We start from the raw sequence: 19,342 nt of genomic DNA, 5'->3' as shown, positions 1-19,342 counted from the left end.
GTCCAGTGATGCAGCTGGGTCATCAATCCGGCTTGGTCGGGGGGTGTATCTGCGCTGCATCACGTCCCAGACGTCTGCCTGGCCGATGTACATGTAACTGAGCCTTACCGTGCGGATGGATACATCGACCGTGAGGTTCATCCGCTCGCCGGGCTTGAACGGCTGCAGCGATGGGTACTCCAGCGCAAGTGAGAAGCTGCCATCGTGCTCGGTGCCCATCTGGTTGCTGAAGTAATTCTGCGGCAGCTCCAGCAGGTACGGGCCCACGCAGGCCTGCTTGATCGGAGCAGGATCGGCATAAGCGTTCTGCGGACCCAGGCTGCGCTTGCGCGTGCAGCCTTCCTCGTTGGTCTGCGTCGGCGACATATTGCGCGGCGTTTCAGCCTGCGCGCACGCCCCCAGCAGCAACGTGATCAACATGCCAGCCACGGGCAACTTCAGCAGATGCATTGCAATCCTTGCGGTAAGACACGGCCCAGCATACGTCGCGCCATGAAGGTGCGGCGTGGTCATCGCCCGGTTGTGCGGCCCCGGTCACAGCGCGAACCACCGTCCCAGTGGCCCATCCGCGCGGGTATCAGCGCAGTGGCCGGTAGCCGCTGGCGTGCTGCCGCTCGCGCTTGCGTGCCTGCCGCGCCTGTTCCTGCAGTGCGGCCGTGTGCTGCAGGTGTTCCATGCCATCGGCAGGCACGTGCAGCAGGCGCCGCGCGCGGGTCATGGCCAGATAGGCCGCGCGCACCGGGTTGTGCCAGATGCGGCTGCCCTGCCCGGCACTGAAGCAGCTGGGCGACAGTGCAACCACGTCGAACTGCAGGTTCTTCGCATGCTCGGCCAGGCACAGCACCACGCCGCCATCGCTGGCCGCTTCCTGCGCGTCCAGCACCTGCAGCAGCGCCTGCACCTGTTCGTTGGATGCCAGCAATTCGCCCAGTGCGCCCTGCCCGTCGTCGGCCAGGGCCGCCCGCACGCGCTGCCACTCCTGGCTGGACCCGTTGTCGCCGCGCCGACGCCAAGCGTCCAGCGGGCGCTGCAGTTCGCTGCGCAGCACGCGCAGTGATGCCGGGTGCAGGTAGGGCCTCACGCCGCGCAGCTGCAGCTGGGCGGCATCCTGGGCCAGCGGGGCCGCGCTGCCGTGGATGCGCAGGCCGGCGATCGGCACCTGCGTCCAGTCGCGGTACTGCAGCACGCCGGTGGCACGGTCGGTGGCGCCGACGAAGGGCCCGCTGTCCTGGCCCAGCCCGTCCAGCGCCAGGGTCTGGTTCACCAGCTCGTCCACCTGGTTGCCTTGGCGCACCGACTGGTGCATTTCCAGCACCTTCGATGCGGCCCAGCGCGGCACAGTACCGGTCAGGCACTGGTGCGGGTCGCCCAGGCTGACCACGCCCGGCGCGTGGGTGGACAGCAGCTGCTTCCACGATGGGCTGAGATCGTGTGCCTCATCGATCAGCAGCATGCCCAGCTCCAACGGCGGACGCACCCCGCGCAGGGCCAGCCATTTGCCGATGTGCAGCGGGCTCAGGCTCAGCAACGTGCCACGCTGCAGCTCGGCGTCGAACATGCAGCGCCAGACATACTCGGCCGCCTGCAGATAGGGCCCTACGTCCAGCATGGCCGCCGGCACCGAGCGGTCGAAATGCTGGAACGCCATGCGCGGGGCGGTAGAAGCGCACCAGCGGTTGATCGCCTCGAAGGCGGTCATCAGCACCTGCTCCGGCGTGCGCGCGCCGATGCCCTGCAGGCCGATGCGCCCGGCAATCTCGCGCGGGGTGCGCGTGCTGCGCCGGTAGCTGGCCACGAAGCCGTTGCTCAGGCCGCTGCGCGCGGCATGCTGGGCCAGGCGATTGGCGAATTCGATCTGGGTCAGCAGGCGCGCCGCGGTGCTGCCCGGCACGCGGCGGCGGAACGCTTCCACCTGCGCGCGTGAAGGCGCCACGTAGGTGTAGCGGCCGGGGCGCGCATCCATCAGGGCCAGCACCAGATGGCCCTTGCCGGTACCCGCATACCCGTCCAGATCGATCAGTTCATCGGGATTGGCGGCGATGGCACGCAGCACGCGCGCCTGTTCGCTGGTGTACAGGCCGTGGTGTTCGACTGCGCGCGCGTCTTCGGCGTCGGCCTCGTCCTGTGCAGCATCGTCGTCGTCGACATCGCTGGCGAAGGTGGCAGGAAAGCGGATGGCAAGTTCGGCCAGCGTCTGCTGGCAGGCCTGCTGCAGGGCCAGGCCCGGATAGGCGCGGGGCGACTGCACGATGAAATCCTGCAGGATCTCCGCCGGTGCCAGCAGCACACCGTGCGCGGCCAGTGCGGACAGCCAGGCATCCAGTTCCGGCTGCGCGCCGCCGCCCTGCCCGGCCAGCTGCGCGGCTGCGGCGGCACCGTCGGCGGCGAACAGCGCGCAGGCATCGTGCAGCAGCCGCTCGATCTCCGCCGGTGCGTGCAGGCGTGCGCGGCACAGCTGCGCGGCCATCAGCCCGGCCTGTTCCAGCGCGGTCTGCGGCGGCGTGCCGTGGGCGATGAAGCGTGCCAGCGATTTGCGCTGCAGCGGCAGGAAGGTGGTGGCAAGCACCGGGGGCTGGATATCGGACATGCCTGTTACCGGAAAGGAACGCTGCGGCGGGCGCAGGGCGGTGATGCTCGGCTACCCGCCCGGCGCCGTCAAATCACAGCGGCCGTTCATTCCAGCTGCGACAGCGGCAGCGCCTGGAAGCCCTTCACCGTGCGCAGCACGAAGCTGGAATTGGCATCGGCCACGCCGCCGGCATTCAGCAGCTTGTCCAGCAGGAAGCGCGAGAAGTGCTCCAGGTCGCGCACGTAGACGTGCAGCAGGTAGTCCATGTCACCGGTCAGGGCGTGGCAGGCCACCACTTCATCCCAGCCCTGCACGCTGTCCACGAAATGGCCGATGGCGGCCTGGTCGTGCTTTTCCAGCTGCACCCGCACGAAGGCCTGCAGGCCCAGGCGCAGCTGGCGCGGCTCCAGCCGTGCGCCGTAGCCCACGATCACGCCCTCGCTTTCCAGCCGCTGCAGGCGGCGCAGGCAGGCAGACGGGGAAAGGTTCACCCGCGCCGCCAGCTCGGCGTTGGTGGCGCGGCCATCACGCTGGATCTCGGCCAACAGGCGTATATCCGTGCGATCGAACTGGACTTCTCCGGCCATTGCTGCTCCGCAACACGGTGAGTACGCAAGGATATTGCGCCAACAAGGCCAATCGGCGCAACTTTTGCAACCCTGTTGCGCGTCCCCTGCCCTAGCATCACCGGTATCCCTTCAAGGAGTAACCCATGGACCTCGCCCAGCCCCGCCGCGTCGAACACCAGCAGACCGACAAGGGCTACGTGCCGGTGTACACCACCGCGCTGGTCGAGCAACCGTGGGACACCTACAGCGCCGACGACCATGCCACCTGGAGCACGCTCTACCAGCGCCAGCGCGAGCTGCTGGTCGGCCGCGCCTGCCAGGAATTCCTGGACGCGCAGGACGAGATGGGCATGAACGCGCACATGATTCCGCGCTTCGACCAGCTGAATGAAGTGCTGGGCGCCGCCACCGGCTGGACCCTGGTCGGCGTGGAAGGCCTGCTGCCGGAACTGGATTTCTTCGACCATCTGGCCAACCGGCGTTTCCCGGTCACCTGGTGGATCCGCCGCCCGGACCAGATCGACTACATCGCCGAACCGGACCTGTTCCACGACCTGTTCGGCCACGTGCCGCTGCTGATGAACCCGGTGTTTGCCGACTACATGGAGGCCTATGGCCGTGGCGGCGTGAAGGCCCACGCGATCGGCCCCGAGGCGCTGCAGAACCTCACCCGGCTGTACTGGTACACGGTGGAGTTCGGCCTGATCGACACGCCCGAGGGCCTGCGCATCTACGGCGCCGGCATCGTGTCGTCCAAGGGTGAATCGCTGTACTCGCTGGAATCGGCCGCGCCCAACCGCATCGGCTTTGATCTGCAGCGGATCATGCGCACCCGCTACCGCATCGACACCTTCCAGAAGACCTACTTCGTCATCGACAGCTTTGAACAGCTGATGCAGGCGACCTCGCCGGACTTCACCCCGATCTACGCCGCACTGGCCGAGCAGTCCCGCCTGCCGGCCGGCGATGTGCAGGACGGCGACCGCGTGTTCCAGGCGGGTACCGGCGAGGGCTGGGCAGACGGTGGGGATGTGTGAGGCCACCGCCTGGCCATTGGGGTCAGATCCCTTTCACATGAAAGGGCGCTGACCCCGGGCACTGCCGGCTAACCTTCAAAAGCCTCTGCCGCTTTTGAAGGTTATGACGGTCGTCCCGTAGCGTCCGCTATCCTGCACGGCATGTCCGATGTATTTGCCTCGCTGCGCGTTACCGACGTCGCCTTCAACGACGACTTCATCCTGCTGGCCCTGGCCGATGGCCGCCGCACCCGCCAGCCGCTGCGCTGGGCGCCTGCGCTGTTCGAGGCCACGCCCGAACAGCGCGCGCACTGGGTTGCCACGCCCAATGGCCTGGGGGTGAACTGGCCAGCGCTGTTGCCGCCGCGCGAGGACGGCGTGGTCGATATCCCCAACCAGGTCTGGGACGACCGCTACGAGGCGGCGCTGGCGCGGCTGAAGGCAGCGGCGTGGACGCTGGATGCACTGTCGGATGAAGACCAGCAGCTGGTGGCGCTGTGGCGCATGGAAGCGGACATCAACAACGGCGGCTTCATGCAGTTCCTGTGCAACTGGGGTGACCCCACCTGCCAGTTGGCACTGCGTGCCCTGCAGTCGATGGGTGCGGTGCAGACCCACGCGATCCTGGCCGGCATGCGCGGGCTGCTGGACCGGCTGGAAGATGACCCGGCGATCGAGCAACTGACCGACCTGTACGGCGCAATGACCGAACAGGAGCAGGAGGCACTACATGCCTTCGACGAAGCCTATTTCGAGCGCCCGGAAGATCTGGCCCGGCTGGGGTTGATGCACTTCGGCCCGGAGCCGGTAGAGTCGAGCTTGCTCGACTGACATGGAAGAGCAGTCGAGCAAGCTCGACTCTACGATGCCGCGCCGCCCCCTGTAGAGTCGAGCCATGCTCGACTGTCGTTCAGTCGCGCGGGTACGCCAGCAACACCACCAGATCCTCGTCGCCCACCTGTTGCAGCGCGTGGCTGCTGCCGGTGCGGGTCAGCAGCGCGTGGCCAGCATGCACGTCGTACTGCCTGCCATCGAGCACGTAGCTGCCCTGCCCGCTCACGATGTAGTAGATCTCGTCCTTGTGCTGCGGGTGCAGGCCAATGCCGGCGCCCTTGTGCAGCACCCGCTTGCGCAGCACGAACGGCAGATCCGCTGCATCGGCGAAGAACGGATACGCGGTGGTCGGTCCGGCACCGCCATGCGGGCCAGGCTGGGTACGCCTCACCGCATCTTCGTGCACCACCTGCGAGGCCCGCGCCGCATCGCCGCCCTGCGCCGGCGCCATCACATCGCAGTCGATGTCGCGCCGCAGCGCCGGTTTCATATCGGCAAGCAAGGGCACCGCCTCGCGCAGCACCAGGCAGGCCACGGCATTGGCGCCGGCCACGCTGAAATGGGTTCCGTCGGCCTTGCCCTGCCCGGGCACGAACAGGAAGTACGGCCGGGCGCCCTGCTCGCCCAGCGCGCGGATCCAGCGCGTGCTGCGGTCGTTCAGATCGATCAACGCAATCTGCTCGCGCGCCGCCAACGCCTTCATCGACTGCGTATAGCGGCCGTGTGTGTCCAGCAGCGAACCGAAGTCATACAGCAGACGCGCCACCGGGGTGATCAGCACCGGCGTGGCGCCGCGCTCGCGCGCCACCTGCACATAGCGCATCAGCAGCCGCGGGTAATCGCGGTCCGGGTCGGTGTAGCGGCTGGCGTCTTCAAACTTCGCGTCGTTGTGACCGAACTGGATCAGCAGCACATCGCCGCGCCGCAGCTCGGCAGCGATCGCGTCCAGACGTCCTTCATCGATGAAGCTGCGCGTGCTGCGACCACCCTTGGCATGGTTGTGCACTTCGAAGCGCGTGGGGTCCAGGTAGCTCTGCAGCGCCTGGCCCCAGCCGGCCTGCGGTGCGCGCTCGGGCCCGTACTCGGCGGCGGTGGAATCGCCGGCAATGAACACGCGTACCGGGGCCGCCTGCACGGCGGTGCATGTCAGCAGCAACAACAACGGCAACAGGGTGCGCATGGCCAGGCCCTTGTAGAGCCGAGCCATGCTCGGCTGCTTTTCGATCACCGCGCGGCAGCCGAGCACGGCTCGGCTCTACAGAACAGCACGCGTCAGCGCGCCAGCCAGCCACCATCGACCGGCAACACGGCGCCGTTCACGTAGTCCGACGCAGACGAAGCGAGGAACACCGCCGCGCCCGCCAGATCGTCCGGCGTACCCCAGCGACCGGCCGGAATGCGGTCCAGGATCGACTGGTTGCGCGCTTCGTCGGCACGCAGCTGGGCGGTGTTGTCGGTGGCCATGTAGCCCGGTGCAATGGCGTTGATGTTCACGCCCTTGCCCGCCCACTCGTTGGCCAGCAGGCGGGTGATGCCGGCGATGCCGCTCTTGCTGGCGGTGTACGACGGCACGCGGATGCCGCCCTGGAAGGACAACATGGAGGCGATGTTGATGATCTTGCCGCGGCCCTGTTCGATGAAGTGGCGGCCGGCGGCCTGCGAGATGAAGAACGCAGACTTGATGTTGACGTTCATCACGTCGTCCCAGTCCTGCTCGCTGAAGTCCACGGCATCGGCGCGACGGATCAGACCGGCGTTGTTGACCAGGATATCCAGGCCACCCAGGCCCTCGATGGTTTCGCGCACCACGCGCTCGACCGGCTCGATGCTGATCAGGTTGGCTTCGATGGCCAGGCAGCGACGGCCCAGCGCGGTGATCTTCTCGATGGTCTCGGTGGGCGGGGCGATGCCGGCCACGGCGACGTCGGCGCCAGCGGCGGCCAGCGCCACCGCGATGCCCTGGCCCAGGCCGGTGTTGCCACCGGTGACCAGAGCGACCTTGCCTTCCAGGCTGAAGGGATTAGCCATTGCGTATGCGTTCCTTGGTAGGGGCGTGCGTGATGCAGGCCGAAGGCCACCGGGCAACGGGTGCGCGGTGGCGGGCAGGGCTTACTTGAGCTGGCAGATGTCCAGCACGTGCATGTCGGTGTAATCCAGGTTCTCGCCGCCCATCGCCCAGATGAAGGCGTAGTTGCTGGTGCCGGCACCCATGTGGATCGACCACGGCGGCGACACCACCGCTTCGTTGTTCTGCATGACGATGTGGCGCTGCGCGTCCGGTTCGCCCATGAAGTGGTAGACGCGATCGTTCTCGCCCAGGTCGAAGTAGAAGTAGACCTCGCTGCGGCGGTCGTGCAGGTGCGGCGGCATGGTGTTCCAGACGCTGCCCGGCTTCAGCACGGTCAGGCCCAGCAGCAGCTGCGAGGACTGGCAGGTGGCCGGCACGATGTACTGGTAGATGGTGCGCTCGTTGCTGGTTTCAAGCGCGCCGCGGTCCAGCGCCACTGCGTCCTTGATCGACAGCTGCTTGGTTTCAAAACGCGCGTGGGCCGGGGTCGAGGCCAGGTAGAACTGCGCCGGGTTGGCGGCGTCCTGCGAGGCGAACACCACGTCCTTGCTGCCCATGGCCACGTACAGGCCATCCTTCGGGCCCAGCGTGTACACGGTGCCATCGACGGTCACGGTGCCGGTGCCGCTGCCCACGTTGATCACGCCCAGCTCGCGGCGCTCCAGGAACGGGTGGCCGGCGGCCGAGGCCGGTTCGGTCTGCGTCGGCAGGGCCAGCGGGGCATCCACCGGGGCGGCACCGCCCAGCACGAAACGCTCGTAGTGGGTGTACTTCAGGGTGATCTGGCCGGCGTTGAACAGGCCGTCGAGCAGGTACAGCTCGCGCAGCTGGTCGTTGCTGGCGCCCTTGATGGCGTCGGGATGGGTGGCGTAGTGGGTCTTGCAGTACATGGCTTCTCCAGAGCAGGGGGCGGGCCGAAGGGTTCGGCCCCGGCGCGGTTCGTGGTCGATTCTAGCGACGCTGGTAACCGGTGTCATTTTGCGTCGCACGATAGGGTTCAGGTGTCACGACCAACGGTCGTGACCTACCGACCTACCGGACTGAGGCCTGCGGCCTCAATCCTCGGGCGGTTGGCAGGAGTCGCGGACGATCAGGTGCGGGCGCACGCTGGCGATCTGCAGCGCGGCCTGGCCGTCGGGCTGGATCAGCATGGCCGCGGCGGTGCGCCCGGTGTCGCGGGTATGGCGGCGCACCGAGGTCAGCGACGGCCACAGGCGCGAGGCCAGCGGGCTGTCGTCGTAGCCGACGATGGACAGCTGGCGCGGAATGTTGATGCCCGCGCGCAGGGCCACCTTGTAGATGCCGGCGGCCATTTCATCGTTGCCGGTGAAGATGGCGGTGGGCCGGCGCTTGCCCAGCAGCAGTTTCTCGGCCGCGGCCACACCTGATTCGAAGGTGTAGCCGGCCTCGATGATGCGGTCCTTGGGCAGCTCGATGCCACGCTGGGACAGCGCGTCGATGAAGCCGGCGGTGCGTTCATGGGCCGAGCGGTAGGCGCTGGGGCCGGTCACCAGGGCAATCTCGCGGTGGCCCAGCGACAGCAGGTAATCGGCCGCTTCGGCGGCGCCGTCGCGGTCGTGGGTCACCACCATCTGCGAGCTGTCATCCAGCGGCAGCGCGGCCACGCGGGTGAACCGGCAGCCGATCTCATCCAGCATGTCGGCCAGCGCCTGGTCTTCGGATGCACGCGGTACCAGGATCACCCCGTGCAGCTTCTGCTGCTGCACGAAGCGGCGCACGCCATCGATGTAGCCCGGGCTGCGGCTGTCGCAGGGGTGCACCACCAGTTCGAAGCTGGAGCCACGCAGCGCGTCCAGCGCGCCGTACTGCATGTCCACGATGTACTGCGCGGTGGGGTTGTCGTAGACCATGCCGATCAGGAAGGAGCGGCGGAAGGCCAGGCCACGGGCCAGCGGGTCGGGGGTGTAGCCGACCTCGCGCATCAGCGCCTCGACCTTGTCGCGCGTGTCCTTGCGCACCAGCGGCGAGTTGTTGATGATCCGTGAAACCGTTTTCTTCGATACTCCCGACAGTCGCGCGATGTCGTTGATCGTGGCGGCCTTGCCCTTCGCCAATGCCGGCGTAGCGGCATCGTTCTTGTTGCGCACTGACATGTAGTGAACCCGGTAAGTCTGGGGATTCCAGCGCGCGCTCAGTCCAGCGCGCGATAGCGGAAGCTGCGGAAGGTTACCGCACCGTCGCCGGCCGCATACAGCGCCGGTTTCAGTGCCAGGAACTTGCCCGCCACATTGTGATGGTAACCGGACACTTCCATCTGAACCGGGTACTTCTGCCAGCGCTGGCCATCGGTGCTGGAGTGGATGGTGACGATGTGGCGGTTGTTGGTCACCCGCAGCCACAGCTTGCCGCCCTTTGCGCTGGGCGCCAAGCGGGTGGGGCGTTCCTCGCCGTAGCGGTGCATGATGAACTTCTCGCCGTTGCTGCCCACGCCCACGTACAGGCGGTCGCTGTAGAACAGCAGGGCGCCGCCCACCGCGCCCGGGGCGATGTCCATCTCCACCTCGAACTGGTAGGCCTTGTCGCCGGCGATGGCGGTCAGCGGCGAGCTGTCGCGCGGGGTCTGGCCCTTGCCCTGCAGCACCAGGCCCTGGCCGCTGAAGCCCAGCCGCCGGTATTCGTCCTGGGCCGGGTTGAAGAACGACCACTGCGGGCCGAGCGCCGTGCCGCGGAAATCATCGGACAGGGCCATGCCGTGGCGGCCCACCGATTCCCCGGAAGGCTTGCGCAGCGGCTGCCCCAGGTCGCCGCCCTTGGCCACGAACCAGCCATCGTCGGTCCATTCGATCGGCTCCAGCAGGGCCTGCCGGCCCAGCGTCCAATAACCGTTCTCGTAGCCGTGGTACATCATCCACCAGCGCCCGTCGGTGCCTTCGATCACCGTGGCATGGCCGCGCGACCACCAGGGTTCGGCGGCCGACTGCGTGCGCATGATCGGGTTGTTCGGGGCGTTCACCCACGGCCCATGGATCGAGCGCGAGCGCGCAGTGATCACCATGTGCCCGGTGGGCGGGCCGGCGGTGCCGCCCACGGCGGTGGTCATGTAGTACCAGCCGTCGCGGAAGTGGATCTTCGGGCCTTCCTGGGCGTAGGCCTCCACGTCCCAGCTTTCCGGGTATTTCCAGCCGTCGTAGACGTGCTTCGGCGTGCCGACCACGCTCAGGCCGTCGTCGGCCAGCTGCACGTAGTCGCCGCCGCTCAGGAACAGGTACCGCTTGCCATCTTCGCCCACGGCATGGCCGGGATCGATGTAGCCGCCCAGGCCGATGTCGATCGGCTCGCTCCACGGTCCCTTGATGCTGTCGGCCCAGACCACGAAGTTGCTGCGGTGTTCACCGGTACGGGCCGGGAAATAGATGTAGTAGCGGCCTTCATGCTTGACGATGTCCGGCGCCCAGATCGCGCCCACGTTCTTCGTAATCGCATGGCCCAGCGGCTGCCAATTCACCAGGTCGCGCGAATGCCAGATCGGCAGGCCGGGGTAGGCATCGAACGAGGACAGGGTGAGGTAGTAGTCCTGGCCGTCCTTCAGCACCGAAGGGTCGGGGCGGTCACCGGCGAACACCGGGTTCAGGAAGGTGCCATCGCCCAGATCGGCCTGGCGCTGGTTCTCGATGCCGCGCTTCCACGCCGTGGATGCAGGCTGGGCCTGCGCCAGCACAGGCGCGGCCAGCAGCAGGGTGGCGGCCAACAGGGATTTCAGGGCGGTGCTGGACAGCATCGGGTTCCTCCGTGGTGCGGATGCGGGTTCAGGGGGCGCGGTGCCCGGTTCGCGCGCGCCAGGCCGGCGCATCGCGGTCAAGCAGGGCCTGCGGCCAGGTGCCGTACCAGTGGTAGCCGGTGCGGCGTTCGCGGCCCACCTGCGCATAGGTCTGCAGGCGCTGGCCCTGGCGGTCGGCCAGCACCACCGTGTTGTCGGCCAGGTCGTGGAAGCGGCCCCACAGCGGCGGCGCGCCGGGGTCGGCCAGCAACTGCCGGTCCTGCGTGCTGCGGTGGTGGGCGAACTGTTCGGCCGGGGCATCCACGGTCTGCAGGCGCAGCCCGTGCAGGGCATTGGCCTGGAACCAGGCCAGTGCGCCTTCGATGGCCTGCACCGTCTGCGGCGACGGATCGGGAATGGACATCAGGTAGCGCACCACGCCCACGCTTTCGTCGGTGACCAGTGCGGCCAGCTCGAACTTCCGTCCCGGTGCGGGCTGCAGCGTGGCGGCATCGTATTGGCCCGCCCAGATCGTGGGCCGGCCCTGCTGGCGCACCTGCAACTGCAGCAGGCAGGCATCGCCACGCTGCACGGCGCTGGCCACCCGCGCACGCCGCGCGGCATCGACGAAGGCGAAACGCGGCGCCGTCTGTACCTGCCGCAGGGTGGTCAGCACGCCACTGGTCACATCGTCGGCGAAGGTGATGCCGTCGTGGTAATCGGTGCGCGCCGGCACCGAATGCGGCCAGCCACCACAGGTTTCGATCTGCTGGTCGAGGATGAAATCCAGACCGCGCAGCGCTGCATCGCGATAGCGGGTGTCACCGCTGCGGGCGAAGGCTTCGGCCAGGTAATCCACCTGGGTGTAGGTGGTGCGGTTGTCGAAGCTGCCGCCGGGTTCGTCCTGCGCGTTGCGTGCGGCCTCGCGGGCCGCGGCGTCCAGCACCCGCAGCGGGTCCTGGTTCACCGGCCAACCGCCGGAGCGGCGCTGCAGCAACAGCAGGTTGTCGGCAATCTGCCGGTACTGCTGCGGCTGCAGCCGCGCGTAGCCCGCTGCATGGCCACTGCGCCAGTGGTTCACGCCATCGTTGAAGCTGCCCACCGGGATGGGCGGGGCCGGTGGCGGCGCTGCCGCCGCCGCCGTGGCGGCCATGCACAGGCCCAGCAGCAGCGGCAGCGGGTGGCCGCGCATCATGCGCGCAACGCGGCCGGCAGCCACAGCGACAGCTGCGGGAAGAAGGTGACGATCAACAGTACCGCCAACGCAGCGAACCAGAACGGCCAGATGGTGCGCATGCTCTGGCCGACGCTGATCTTGCCGATGGAGGTACCGATGAACAGCACCGAGCCCACCGGCGGGGTCACCAGGCCCAGGCCACCGGTCAGCACCAGCACCAGGCCGAAGTGGATCGGGTCGATGCCATAGGCCTTGGCCACTGGCAGGAAGATCGGCGTGCAGATCAGGATCATCGGCGCCAGGTCCATGAAGGTCCCCAGCAGCAGCAGCATCACCACGATCATCAGCAGCACCATGAACTGGCTGTGCGCGAACGACTGCAGGAAGTCCACGGCTGCGGTCGGCACCTGCAGGTAGGCCAGCAGCCAGCCGAACACGGCGGCGGTGGCGATCACGAACAGGATCACGCCGGTGCTGCGTGCGGCGTGGATCACCGTGTCGAAGAACTCGCGCCAGCGCAGCTGCCGGTACAGCACGGTGGTCACCAGCAGGGCGTAGACCACGGCAATGGCCGCGCTTTCCACGGCAGTGAAGATGCCCGCGCGGATACCGACGAAGATCAGTGCCACCAGGCCCAGGCCGGGCAGGGCCGAGACGATGCGCAGCAGCACCGCGCGCCAGCCGGGGAAAACTTCCACGCCGTAGCCGCGGCGGCGTGCCACGGCGTAGCCGGTCACCATCAGCGCCAGGGTCATCAGCAGCGCGGGCACGATGCCTGCCGCGAACAGATCGGCGATGGACAGCCCGCCCCCGGCCGCAGCGGAGAACAGGATCAGGTTGTGCGACGGCGGCACCAGCAGTGCCACCAGCGCCGCGGTGATGCTGACGTTCACCGCGAAATCGCGGTCATAGCCACGCTTGACCATCTGCGGAATCATGGTGCCGCCGACCGCCGAGACATCGGCGATGGCCGAGCCGGACACGCCGCCGAAGAACAGCGAGGACAGGATCGACACTTGGCCCAGCCCGCCGCGCAGTCGGCCGACCAGTGACGAGGCCAGTGCGATCAGGCGTTCGGAGATGCCGCCGCGCATCATGATTTCGCCGGCGAAGATGAACAGTGGAATGGCGATCAGCGACGCCGAGCCGGTGCCGGCCGAGATCTGCTGCACCAGCACGATGGTTGGAATATCCAGGTACAGCAGCGTGGCCAGCGCCGCGGCCGCCAGTGCGTAGGCCACCGGCACGCCCAGCAGCAGCAGCACGCCGAACACGGAGAACAGAATGGTGATGCCCATGGATCAACGATCTCCTTCAGCGTCATCGGCGCCGGTATCGGCCGCCGTCTCGTGCAGTGCCTTCCACGCACGGTTCAGTGCGAACAGCACCATCAGCGCCCCGCCCACGGCCAGCGGCAGGTAGTTGATGCTCTGCGGCAGGTTGGCACCGGCGGCCTTGATGTCCAGGCCGTCCAGCAGCAGGTCGGCCGACCAGAAGGCGATGAAGCCGCCCAGCACCGCCACCACCAGCTGGATCAGCACATCGACGGCGCGGCGCAGGCCGGCGCCCATGTACGCGTGCAGCAGGAAGAAGCCGAAGTGGCGGTTGGTATGCACGCCGCAGGCGGCACCCAGGCTCATGGCCGTGGCCAGCAGCAGCAGGGTGACCGGCTCGGTCCAGCTGGGCGAATCGTTGATCACGTAGCGGGCGAACACCTGCCAACCCTGTACCACCACCAGCCCCAGCAGGGCGGCCACGGCGCAGTAGATGGCGATGTCGGCAATGCGGTCCAGCAGGCGCTGTCCGGGCCCGGCGGCGGGCGTCGTCGTCTCGGTCATGGCAGGGTCCTCAGGCAGCGCGGATGCGATCAACCAGCGCGGCGATGTCCGGCTGTTGCAGGTAGTGCTTCAGCAGCGGCTGCGCGGCGGCGCGGAACGCCGGCAGGTCCACTTCATTGGCTTTCACCCCGTAGTCCAGCACGGCACGACGTGCGGCACTCTCCGAGGCATCCCACTGCTCGCGCATCACCGCCACCGAAGCGCGTGCGGTGTGCAGCAGCAGCTGGCGGTCATCGGGCTGCAACCGCTCGAAACTGGCCCGCGACATCAGCAGCACGTCCGGCGCATACGAGTGATCGCTCTGCGACCAGTAGTGCGCGGCCTCGAAGTGGCGGCTGGAATGGAAGCTGCGCATGTTGTTCTCGGCACCATCGATCATGTGCGTTTCCATGCCCGAGAAGGTGTCGCCCAGCGACATCGGCGTGGGATTGGCACCGAGCAGGCGCATCAGCTGGATGAAGATGTCCGACGAGGCCACGCGCAGCTTCAGGCCGTGCAGATCCTTCGGTGCCACGATCGGGTGCTTGGTGTTGTAGAAGCAGCGCGCGCCCGAATCGTAGATCGCCAGGCCCACCAGGTCGCGGCTTTCGAAGCCGCGCAGCACTGCATCGGCCAGGCCATCATCCAGCGCGGCACGCTGGTGCGCCACCGACTTGAACACATAGGGCAGGCACAGCGCTTGGGTCAGCGGAAACGCGTTGTTCAACGCGCCGGCATACACGCGGGTGATGTCGATGGCGCCGAAGCGGGCCATGTCGATCGCCTCCGATTCGCGACCGAGCTGGCCCGAATGGTACTGGCGCAGGCGCAGGCGGCCGTTGGTTTCGCGCTGCAGCGTTTCGCCGATCCACTTCACCGCAGTCACGGTGGGGTAGTCGGCCACGTGCACGTCGGTGGCGGTCAGCAGGGCACCGCCGTCCACGTTGCCCGCCGGCCCACGACCGCAGGCCGCGAGCATCGGCGTGGCCAGGGCAGCAGCGCCACCGGCCAGGAAATTACGTCGTGTGATCATCTGCGCCCTCCCGCGCGTGTTCACTGGGGCATGCCGGCGGTTACCCGGCCGGCACGGCCCTGCAGCCAATGTCGCCGAAGCCGGCGAAACGCACCAGCGCGGTCTGCCCGGCGGTGATGTCATGGATGCCGGTCGCGTTGCCGGTGGCGATCAGATCGCCCTTGCGCAGCGGACGGCCTCGCAACGCCGAACGGGACAGCGCGAACGCGTAAGCGGCGCGCAATCCACCCGGCAGGCGCGTGGCGCCCCCGGTGCCGACCACTTCACCTTCGATCAGCGTCTCGGCACGCAGCGCGGTTTCGTCGCGCGTGGTCCAGTCCACGATTTCCGGGCCCAGCACCAGGCCGTTGTTGTTGCCGAAGTCGGACACCACCACGCGCGGGCCCAGTTCGTTGATCGTGGCCAGCGGGCTGCTGGCCACTTCCACGCCGATGTACAGGCGGGCGGGCAGGGCCTCGGCCTGCTCCGGGGACCAGTGCAGCTGTGCGGGCGGAGCGTCCTCCAACAACTCCAGCACGTACTCGGCTTCCACCGCAGCGAAGCCGCCGACGAAGATCGGAATATCGGTTGTTCCACCGGTAGCATTTTTCAGCTGACGCGAGAAAACCGGGCCCAGCAGGCGCTCGTCCCCGGACCCGTCGCGGCGCTCGGCGGCGATGTAGCCGACCTTCCAGCCGACCACCTGGTCATCCCAGGCGGCAATGGCCAGGTCCTGCACCTGGTAGGCACCGACCAGGTCCGCCGGGATATCGCCCGGGAAGGCAGGCAGGGCCTGCCCTGCGCGGCGCGCCGTGGTGAAGGCGTGGGCGATCGCGGCCGCATCGTCCGGCGGCGGCGTCTGCCCGTGTGTGCCGTGTTCGTTGCTCAAGAACGGTCTCCCTGTGTTTGTTGCACTGCCCATCGACAGCGTCTGCAGGAGGTGTATATGGTAAACCGGTGTCATCGTGCAAGCCGCAGCGCATCAAGTGCCACCGGACCTTGCCTTGGGGCACGCTGTCCCCTGCCTTCGGAGCCTTTGCCTGCCATGCGTCTGCGTCCTGTGGTGCTGTTGTTGTGCGGTCTGCTGTTGGCCGCACCGTTGATCGGTGGCGCCACGCCACTGCGCGAAGGCGAGCGGCCCGGCCAGGAGCTGGCGGGCGAGCAGATCGCGCTGTGGCCAGCCGGGCAGGTGCCCGGCGAACACGGGAAGCCCAGGCCGCCACGGGTGGTCGAACGCAGCCGCGACCCGGCACACCCTGACCGCTACGTCGACCAGGTGGACGCGCCGTACCTGCTGGTGCACACCCCTGCGCGCAGCAACGGCCGTGCCCTGCTGGTGATTCCCGGCGGCGGCTACCAGCGCGTGGTGATCGACAAGGAAGACAGCGCCTTGCTGCCCGAGTGGGTGGACCGCGCCGGCTACACGCTGTTCGTGCTGCGTTACCGGCTGCCGCAGCCGGGCCGCGATCGCCAGGCCGCGCTGGCCGATGCACAGCGTGCGATGCGCGTGGTGCGTGCGCAGGCAACCCAGCGTGGGCTGGATGCACAGCGCGTGTCGGTAATGGGCTTCTCCGCCGGCGGACATGTGGCGGCACGGCTGGCCACCGGCTTCGATGTTCCGGCCTACCCGGCGCGCGATGCGATCGATCAGCTGAGCGCGCGACCGGCACGGGCGGTGCTGGTGTATCCGGTCATCGACATGGGTGCGCATGCACACAGCGGTTCGCGCACGCGCCTGCTGGGCGAACAAGCGGATCCGGGGCTGGCAGCGCAGTATTCAATGCAGCGGCAGGTGCGCGCGGACATGCCGCCGACCCTGCTGGTGCATGCCAATGACGATGCCGTGGTGAGCGTGCACAACAGCGCGCTGATGGCGCAGGCACTGGCCGAAGCCGGGGTGGAGCACGAACTGCACCTGTTCGCGCATGGCGGGCATGGATTCGGCATGCGCATTGCGCCCGGTTCCACGCTGGCGTTGTGGCCGGCGCTGGCGCAGGCGTGGCTGGCGGGGAGTGAAACGGGGGTGGGGCCAGAGCCCCTCACCGGTGGAGAGGGAATCCGACCCCGGGGTAGCCGATGAACACCGCGCCGAACGATCTGCAGCGCCGCCGTTTCCTGCGCGACAGTGCGCGCTGGGCACTGGCCACGGCCACGGTGGCAGCGCTGCCTGCGGCGCTGGCGGTGCCTGGCCCGCGCGCCGATACGCAGGTCGTGGCACGGGTGCGTGGCGGCCGCGTGCGCGGCCAGCGCGAGCAGGGCGTTCACGTGTTCCGTGGCCTGCGCTACGGCGCCGACACCGGTGCCTACCGCTTCCAGCCGCCGCGGCCGGAGGCGCCGTGGCGCGGCATTGCCGATGCACTGGAGTACGGCGCGGCGGCACCGCAGGGCGGCGGCGAAGGTCCGGGCAGCGAAGACTGCCTGTTCCTCAACGTATGGACCCCGGCACTGAACGACGGCGCGCGCCGCCCGATCCTGCTGTACATCCACGGTGGCGGCTTCAACAACGGCTCGGGCAGCGACCCGCTGTACGACGGCAGTGCATTGTGCCGGCGCGGCGATGTGGTGGTGGTCACGCTGAACCACCGCTTGAATACCTTCGGCTATCTGTACCTGGGCGCGCTGGGCGACCCGCGCTACGCGATGTCCGGCAACGCGGGCCAGCTGGATCTGGTGCAGGCCCTGCACTGGGTACGCGCGCATGCGGCCGTGTTCGGCGGCGACGCCGACAACATCACCGTGTTCGGCCAGTCCGGGGGTGGCGCCAAGATCGCCACGCTGATGGCCATGCCCGCCGCGCGCGGCCTGTTCCAGCGCGCGTGGACCATGAGCGGACAACAGGTGACCGCGGCCGGTCCGCGTGCAGCGGCGCAGCGCGCCGCGCTGGCCATGCAGACCGTAGGGGCGGCGGACATGACGGCGCTGCTGCGCCTGCCGACCGCCGATCTGCTGGCCGCCATCCGGGCCCGCGATCCGTCGCGGGTGGAAGACACCGCGCTGTACTTCGGTCCGGTGCTGGACGAGGTGGTACTGCCGGTGCATCCGTTCTGGCCGCAGGCGCCGGCTCAATCGGCGGCCATCCCGATGGTGATCGGCAACACCCGCGACGAGACCCGCGCGTTCCTGGGCAATGACCCGGCCAACTTCGCGCTGGACTGGGACACCCTGCCGGCGCAACTGGAAAAGCAGCAGTTCGTGGACCTGCTGCCGTCGGTGGTGATCGAGGCGTATCGGCGCATGTACCCGCACTACACGGCGTCGGAGGTGTTCTTCGCCGCCACCACCGCCGGCCGTTCATGGCGCGGCGCAGTGGAGGAACTGGAGTCGCGTGCACGGCAATCGGCTGGCGCCGCGCCCACCTGGGCCTACCAGCTGGACTGGCCTTCGCCGGTGGAGGAGGGCCGCCTGCGCGCCTTCCATACGCTGGATATCCCGCTGGTGTTCGACAACGCCGGGCTGCCCAGCGCGCGCACCGGCGGCGGCAGCGAGGCGCGTGCACTGGCGGCGCGCATGAGCGATGCGCTGATCGCCTTTGCCCGCCACGGCGATCCCAACCATGCCGGTCTGCCGGCATGGGCGCCGTACAGCCTGCCGCAGCGGCGCACGATGCTGTTCGACGTGCACAGCCGCGGCGCCGATGACCCGCGTGGTGGCGAGCGCGAGCTCTACCAGCGCGTGCCTTTCCTGCAACGAGGAACTGCTTGAGATGCGTGTTCTGTCTGTCCTGCTGGCCCTGCTGGCGACCAGCGCTGCCCAGGCCGCGGTCGATCCATCGATCAGTGATCGTCCGCCGCCCACGCCGATCCGCGCCAGCAAGATCGTGCTGGTGGGTGATTCCACCACCGCCGTGCAGGGGGGCTGGGGACCGCGCTTCTGCGCCGACCATGTGACCTCGTTCGCGGCCTGCCTGAATCTGGCCCGCGGCGGTCGCAGCACGTACAACTACCGCGCCGAAGGCTCGTGGTCGCTGGTCGAGGCGGAAATGCGCACACCCGGCTACGCCGCCACCTGGGTGCTGATCCAGTTCGGCCACAACGACCAGCCGGGCAAGCCGGGGCGTTCCACCGATCTGCAGCACGAGTTCCCCGACAACCTGCGGCGCTACGTGCAGCAGGTGCGCGCCGCCGGTGCCCAGCCGGTGCTGCTGACCCCGCTTACCCGCCGCCAGTTCGTCGATGGCGTGCTGGTGGATGATCTGGCGCCCTGGGCCGACAGCGTGCGTGCGGTGGCGCGCGAACTGCACGTGCCGCTGGTGGACCTGCATGCGCGCAGCCGCGCGCTGGTGCAGGCGCTGGGGCCGGTGCCGGCCATGCAGTTGGCGCAGGCACCGGCCAACCAGGCGCAGGTGGCCAGTGCGCTGGACGGCACCACGGTGGGCGCCAGCCCGGCCGTGGCCGGTGCACCGGCGGCAGCGCAGAACGCCGCCCTGGAACCGATGGGGCAGGCCAAGCGGGCCTTCGATTACACCCATCTGGGTGCGGACGGCGCGGCGGTGTTCGCCAGCCTGGTGGCGACCGAGCTGGCCCGCGAGGTGCCGGCGCTGCGCCCGTTGCTGCTGCCATGAT

At 68.4% G+C, this 19,342-nt stretch carries 17 protein-coding genes and 1 pseudogene; 5 read left to right on the top strand and 13 right to left on the bottom strand.

The window, feature by feature from the left end; translation table 11 throughout:
• From AC06FA_RS19250 to AC06FA_RS19240, 3 genes and pseudogenes are all read right to left on the bottom strand, one after another.
• Positions 1-450, bottom strand: a pseudogene (locus tag AC06FA_RS19250) (hypothetical protein); the annotation flags it as partial.
• A 127-nt stretch (positions 451-577) separates the two neighbouring features.
• Positions 578-2,587, bottom strand: coding sequence for a DEAD/DEAH box helicase family protein (locus tag AC06FA_RS19245; protein WP_478069683.1), 2,010 nt, complete (start codon positions 2,585-2,587; stop codon positions 578-580).
• Between the two features lie 86 nt (positions 2,588-2,673).
• Positions 2,674-3,156, bottom strand: coding sequence for an Lrp/AsnC family transcriptional regulator (locus AC06FA_RS19240; RefSeq protein WP_108747953.1), 483 nt, complete (start codon positions 3,154-3,156; stop codon positions 2,674-2,676).
• A gap of 125 nt (positions 3,157-3,281) precedes the next feature.
• Between AC06FA_RS19240 and phhA the strand changes: the two genes are divergently transcribed.
• Together phhA and AC06FA_RS19230 are read left to right on the top strand one after the other, a co-directional pair.
• Positions 3,282-4,175 carry a phenylalanine 4-monooxygenase gene (phhA, locus tag AC06FA_RS19235; RefSeq protein ID WP_478069682.1) on the top strand — a complete coding sequence of 298 codons (894 nt, stop codon included), beginning with the start codon at positions 3,282-3,284 and terminating at the stop codon, positions 4,173-4,175.
• Between the two features lie 141 nt (positions 4,176-4,316).
• Positions 4,317-4,985 (top strand): DMP19 family protein, encoded by a 669-nt coding sequence (locus tag AC06FA_RS19230; protein ID WP_478069681.1) that lies wholly within the window; start codon positions 4,317-4,319, stop codon positions 4,983-4,985.
• 79 nt (positions 4,986-5,064) lie between these two features.
• On the opposite strand, the gene AC06FA_RS19225 is transcribed toward AC06FA_RS19230, so the two are convergent.
• From AC06FA_RS19225 to AC06FA_RS19180, 10 genes are all read right to left on the bottom strand, one after another.
• Positions 5,065-6,168 carry a GDSL-type esterase/lipase family protein gene (locus tag AC06FA_RS19225; RefSeq protein ID WP_478069684.1) on the bottom strand — a complete coding sequence of 368 codons (1,104 nt, stop codon included), beginning with the start codon at positions 6,166-6,168 and terminating at the stop codon, positions 5,065-5,067.
• A 92-nt stretch (positions 6,169-6,260) separates the two neighbouring features.
• Positions 6,261-7,016, bottom strand: a complete 756-nt coding sequence (gene kduD / locus AC06FA_RS19220) for a 2-dehydro-3-deoxy-D-gluconate 5-dehydrogenase KduD (RefSeq protein ID WP_108751714.1) — start codon at positions 7,014-7,016, stop codon at positions 6,261-6,263.
• An 81-nt stretch (positions 7,017-7,097) separates the two neighbouring features.
• Entirely contained in the window at positions 7,098-7,946 is an 849-nt protein-coding gene (gene kduI / locus AC06FA_RS19215; RefSeq protein ID WP_478069680.1) for a 5-dehydro-4-deoxy-D-glucuronate isomerase, read from the bottom strand.
• 165 nt (positions 7,947-8,111) lie between these two features.
• Positions 8,112-9,170, bottom strand: a complete 1,059-nt coding sequence (locus AC06FA_RS19210) for a LacI family DNA-binding transcriptional regulator (protein ID WP_478069679.1) — start codon at positions 9,168-9,170, stop codon at positions 8,112-8,114.
• Between the two features lie 38 nt (positions 9,171-9,208).
• Positions 9,209-10,795 carry a family 43 glycosylhydrolase gene (locus AC06FA_RS19205; RefSeq protein ID WP_478069678.1) on the bottom strand — a complete coding sequence of 529 codons (1,587 nt, stop codon included), beginning with the start codon at positions 10,793-10,795 and terminating at the stop codon, positions 9,209-9,211.
• A gap of 28 nt (positions 10,796-10,823) precedes the next feature.
• The gene (pelA, locus tag AC06FA_RS19200) at positions 10,824-11,969 is read right to left on the bottom strand and encodes a pectate lyase (protein ID WP_478069677.1); all 1,146 of its coding nucleotides are present in this window, start codon (positions 11,967-11,969) and stop codon (positions 10,824-10,826) included.
• A complete protein-coding gene (locus AC06FA_RS19195; protein WP_478069676.1) occupies positions 11,966-13,249 on the bottom strand; it encodes a TRAP transporter large permease in 1,284 nt (427 codons plus the stop codon). The genes pelA and AC06FA_RS19195 overlap by 4 nt, the downstream gene beginning before the upstream one ends.
• A gap of 3 nt (positions 13,250-13,252) precedes the next feature.
• Positions 13,253-13,789, bottom strand: coding sequence for a TRAP transporter small permease (locus AC06FA_RS19190; protein WP_312706422.1), 537 nt, complete (start codon positions 13,787-13,789; stop codon positions 13,253-13,255).
• Positions 13,790-13,799: 10 nt separating this feature from the next.
• Positions 13,800-14,801, bottom strand: coding sequence for a TRAP transporter substrate-binding protein (locus AC06FA_RS19185; protein ID WP_478069675.1), 1,002 nt, complete (start codon positions 14,799-14,801; stop codon positions 13,800-13,802).
• A gap of 40 nt (positions 14,802-14,841) precedes the next feature.
• Positions 14,842-15,669 carry a 2-keto-4-pentenoate hydratase gene (locus AC06FA_RS19180; RefSeq protein ID WP_478069674.1) on the bottom strand — a complete coding sequence of 276 codons (828 nt, stop codon included), beginning with the start codon at positions 15,667-15,669 and terminating at the stop codon, positions 14,842-14,844.
• Between the two features lie 156 nt (positions 15,670-15,825).
• Here AC06FA_RS19180 and AC06FA_RS19175 point away from each other — a divergent pair, with 156 nt between their 5' ends.
• The 3 genes from AC06FA_RS19175 to AC06FA_RS19165 are packed head-to-tail and all read left to right on the top strand — an operon-like array spanning position 15,826 to position 19,341.
• Entirely contained in the window at positions 15,826-16,860 is a 1,035-nt protein-coding gene (locus AC06FA_RS19175) for an alpha/beta hydrolase (RefSeq protein WP_478069673.1), read from the top strand.
• On the top strand, positions 16,857-18,482 hold the full coding sequence (locus tag AC06FA_RS19170) for a carboxylesterase/lipase family protein (RefSeq protein ID WP_478069672.1): 1,626 nt from the start codon (positions 16,857-16,859) through the stop codon (positions 18,480-18,482). Before AC06FA_RS19175 ends, AC06FA_RS19170 begins: the two co-directional genes overlap by 4 nt.
• A 1-nt stretch (position 18,483) precedes the next feature.
• Positions 18,484-19,341, top strand: a complete 858-nt coding sequence (locus AC06FA_RS19165) for a rhamnogalacturonan acetylesterase (protein ID WP_478069671.1) — start codon at positions 18,484-18,486, stop codon at positions 19,339-19,341.
• Position 19,342: the final 1 nt, after the last annotated feature.

This window comes from Stenotrophomonas sp. Steno-C17 (assembly GCF_056393165.1).
Note: the sequence above shows the minus strand (reverse complement) of the source record. Positions and strands in the feature narration are given on the sequence as shown.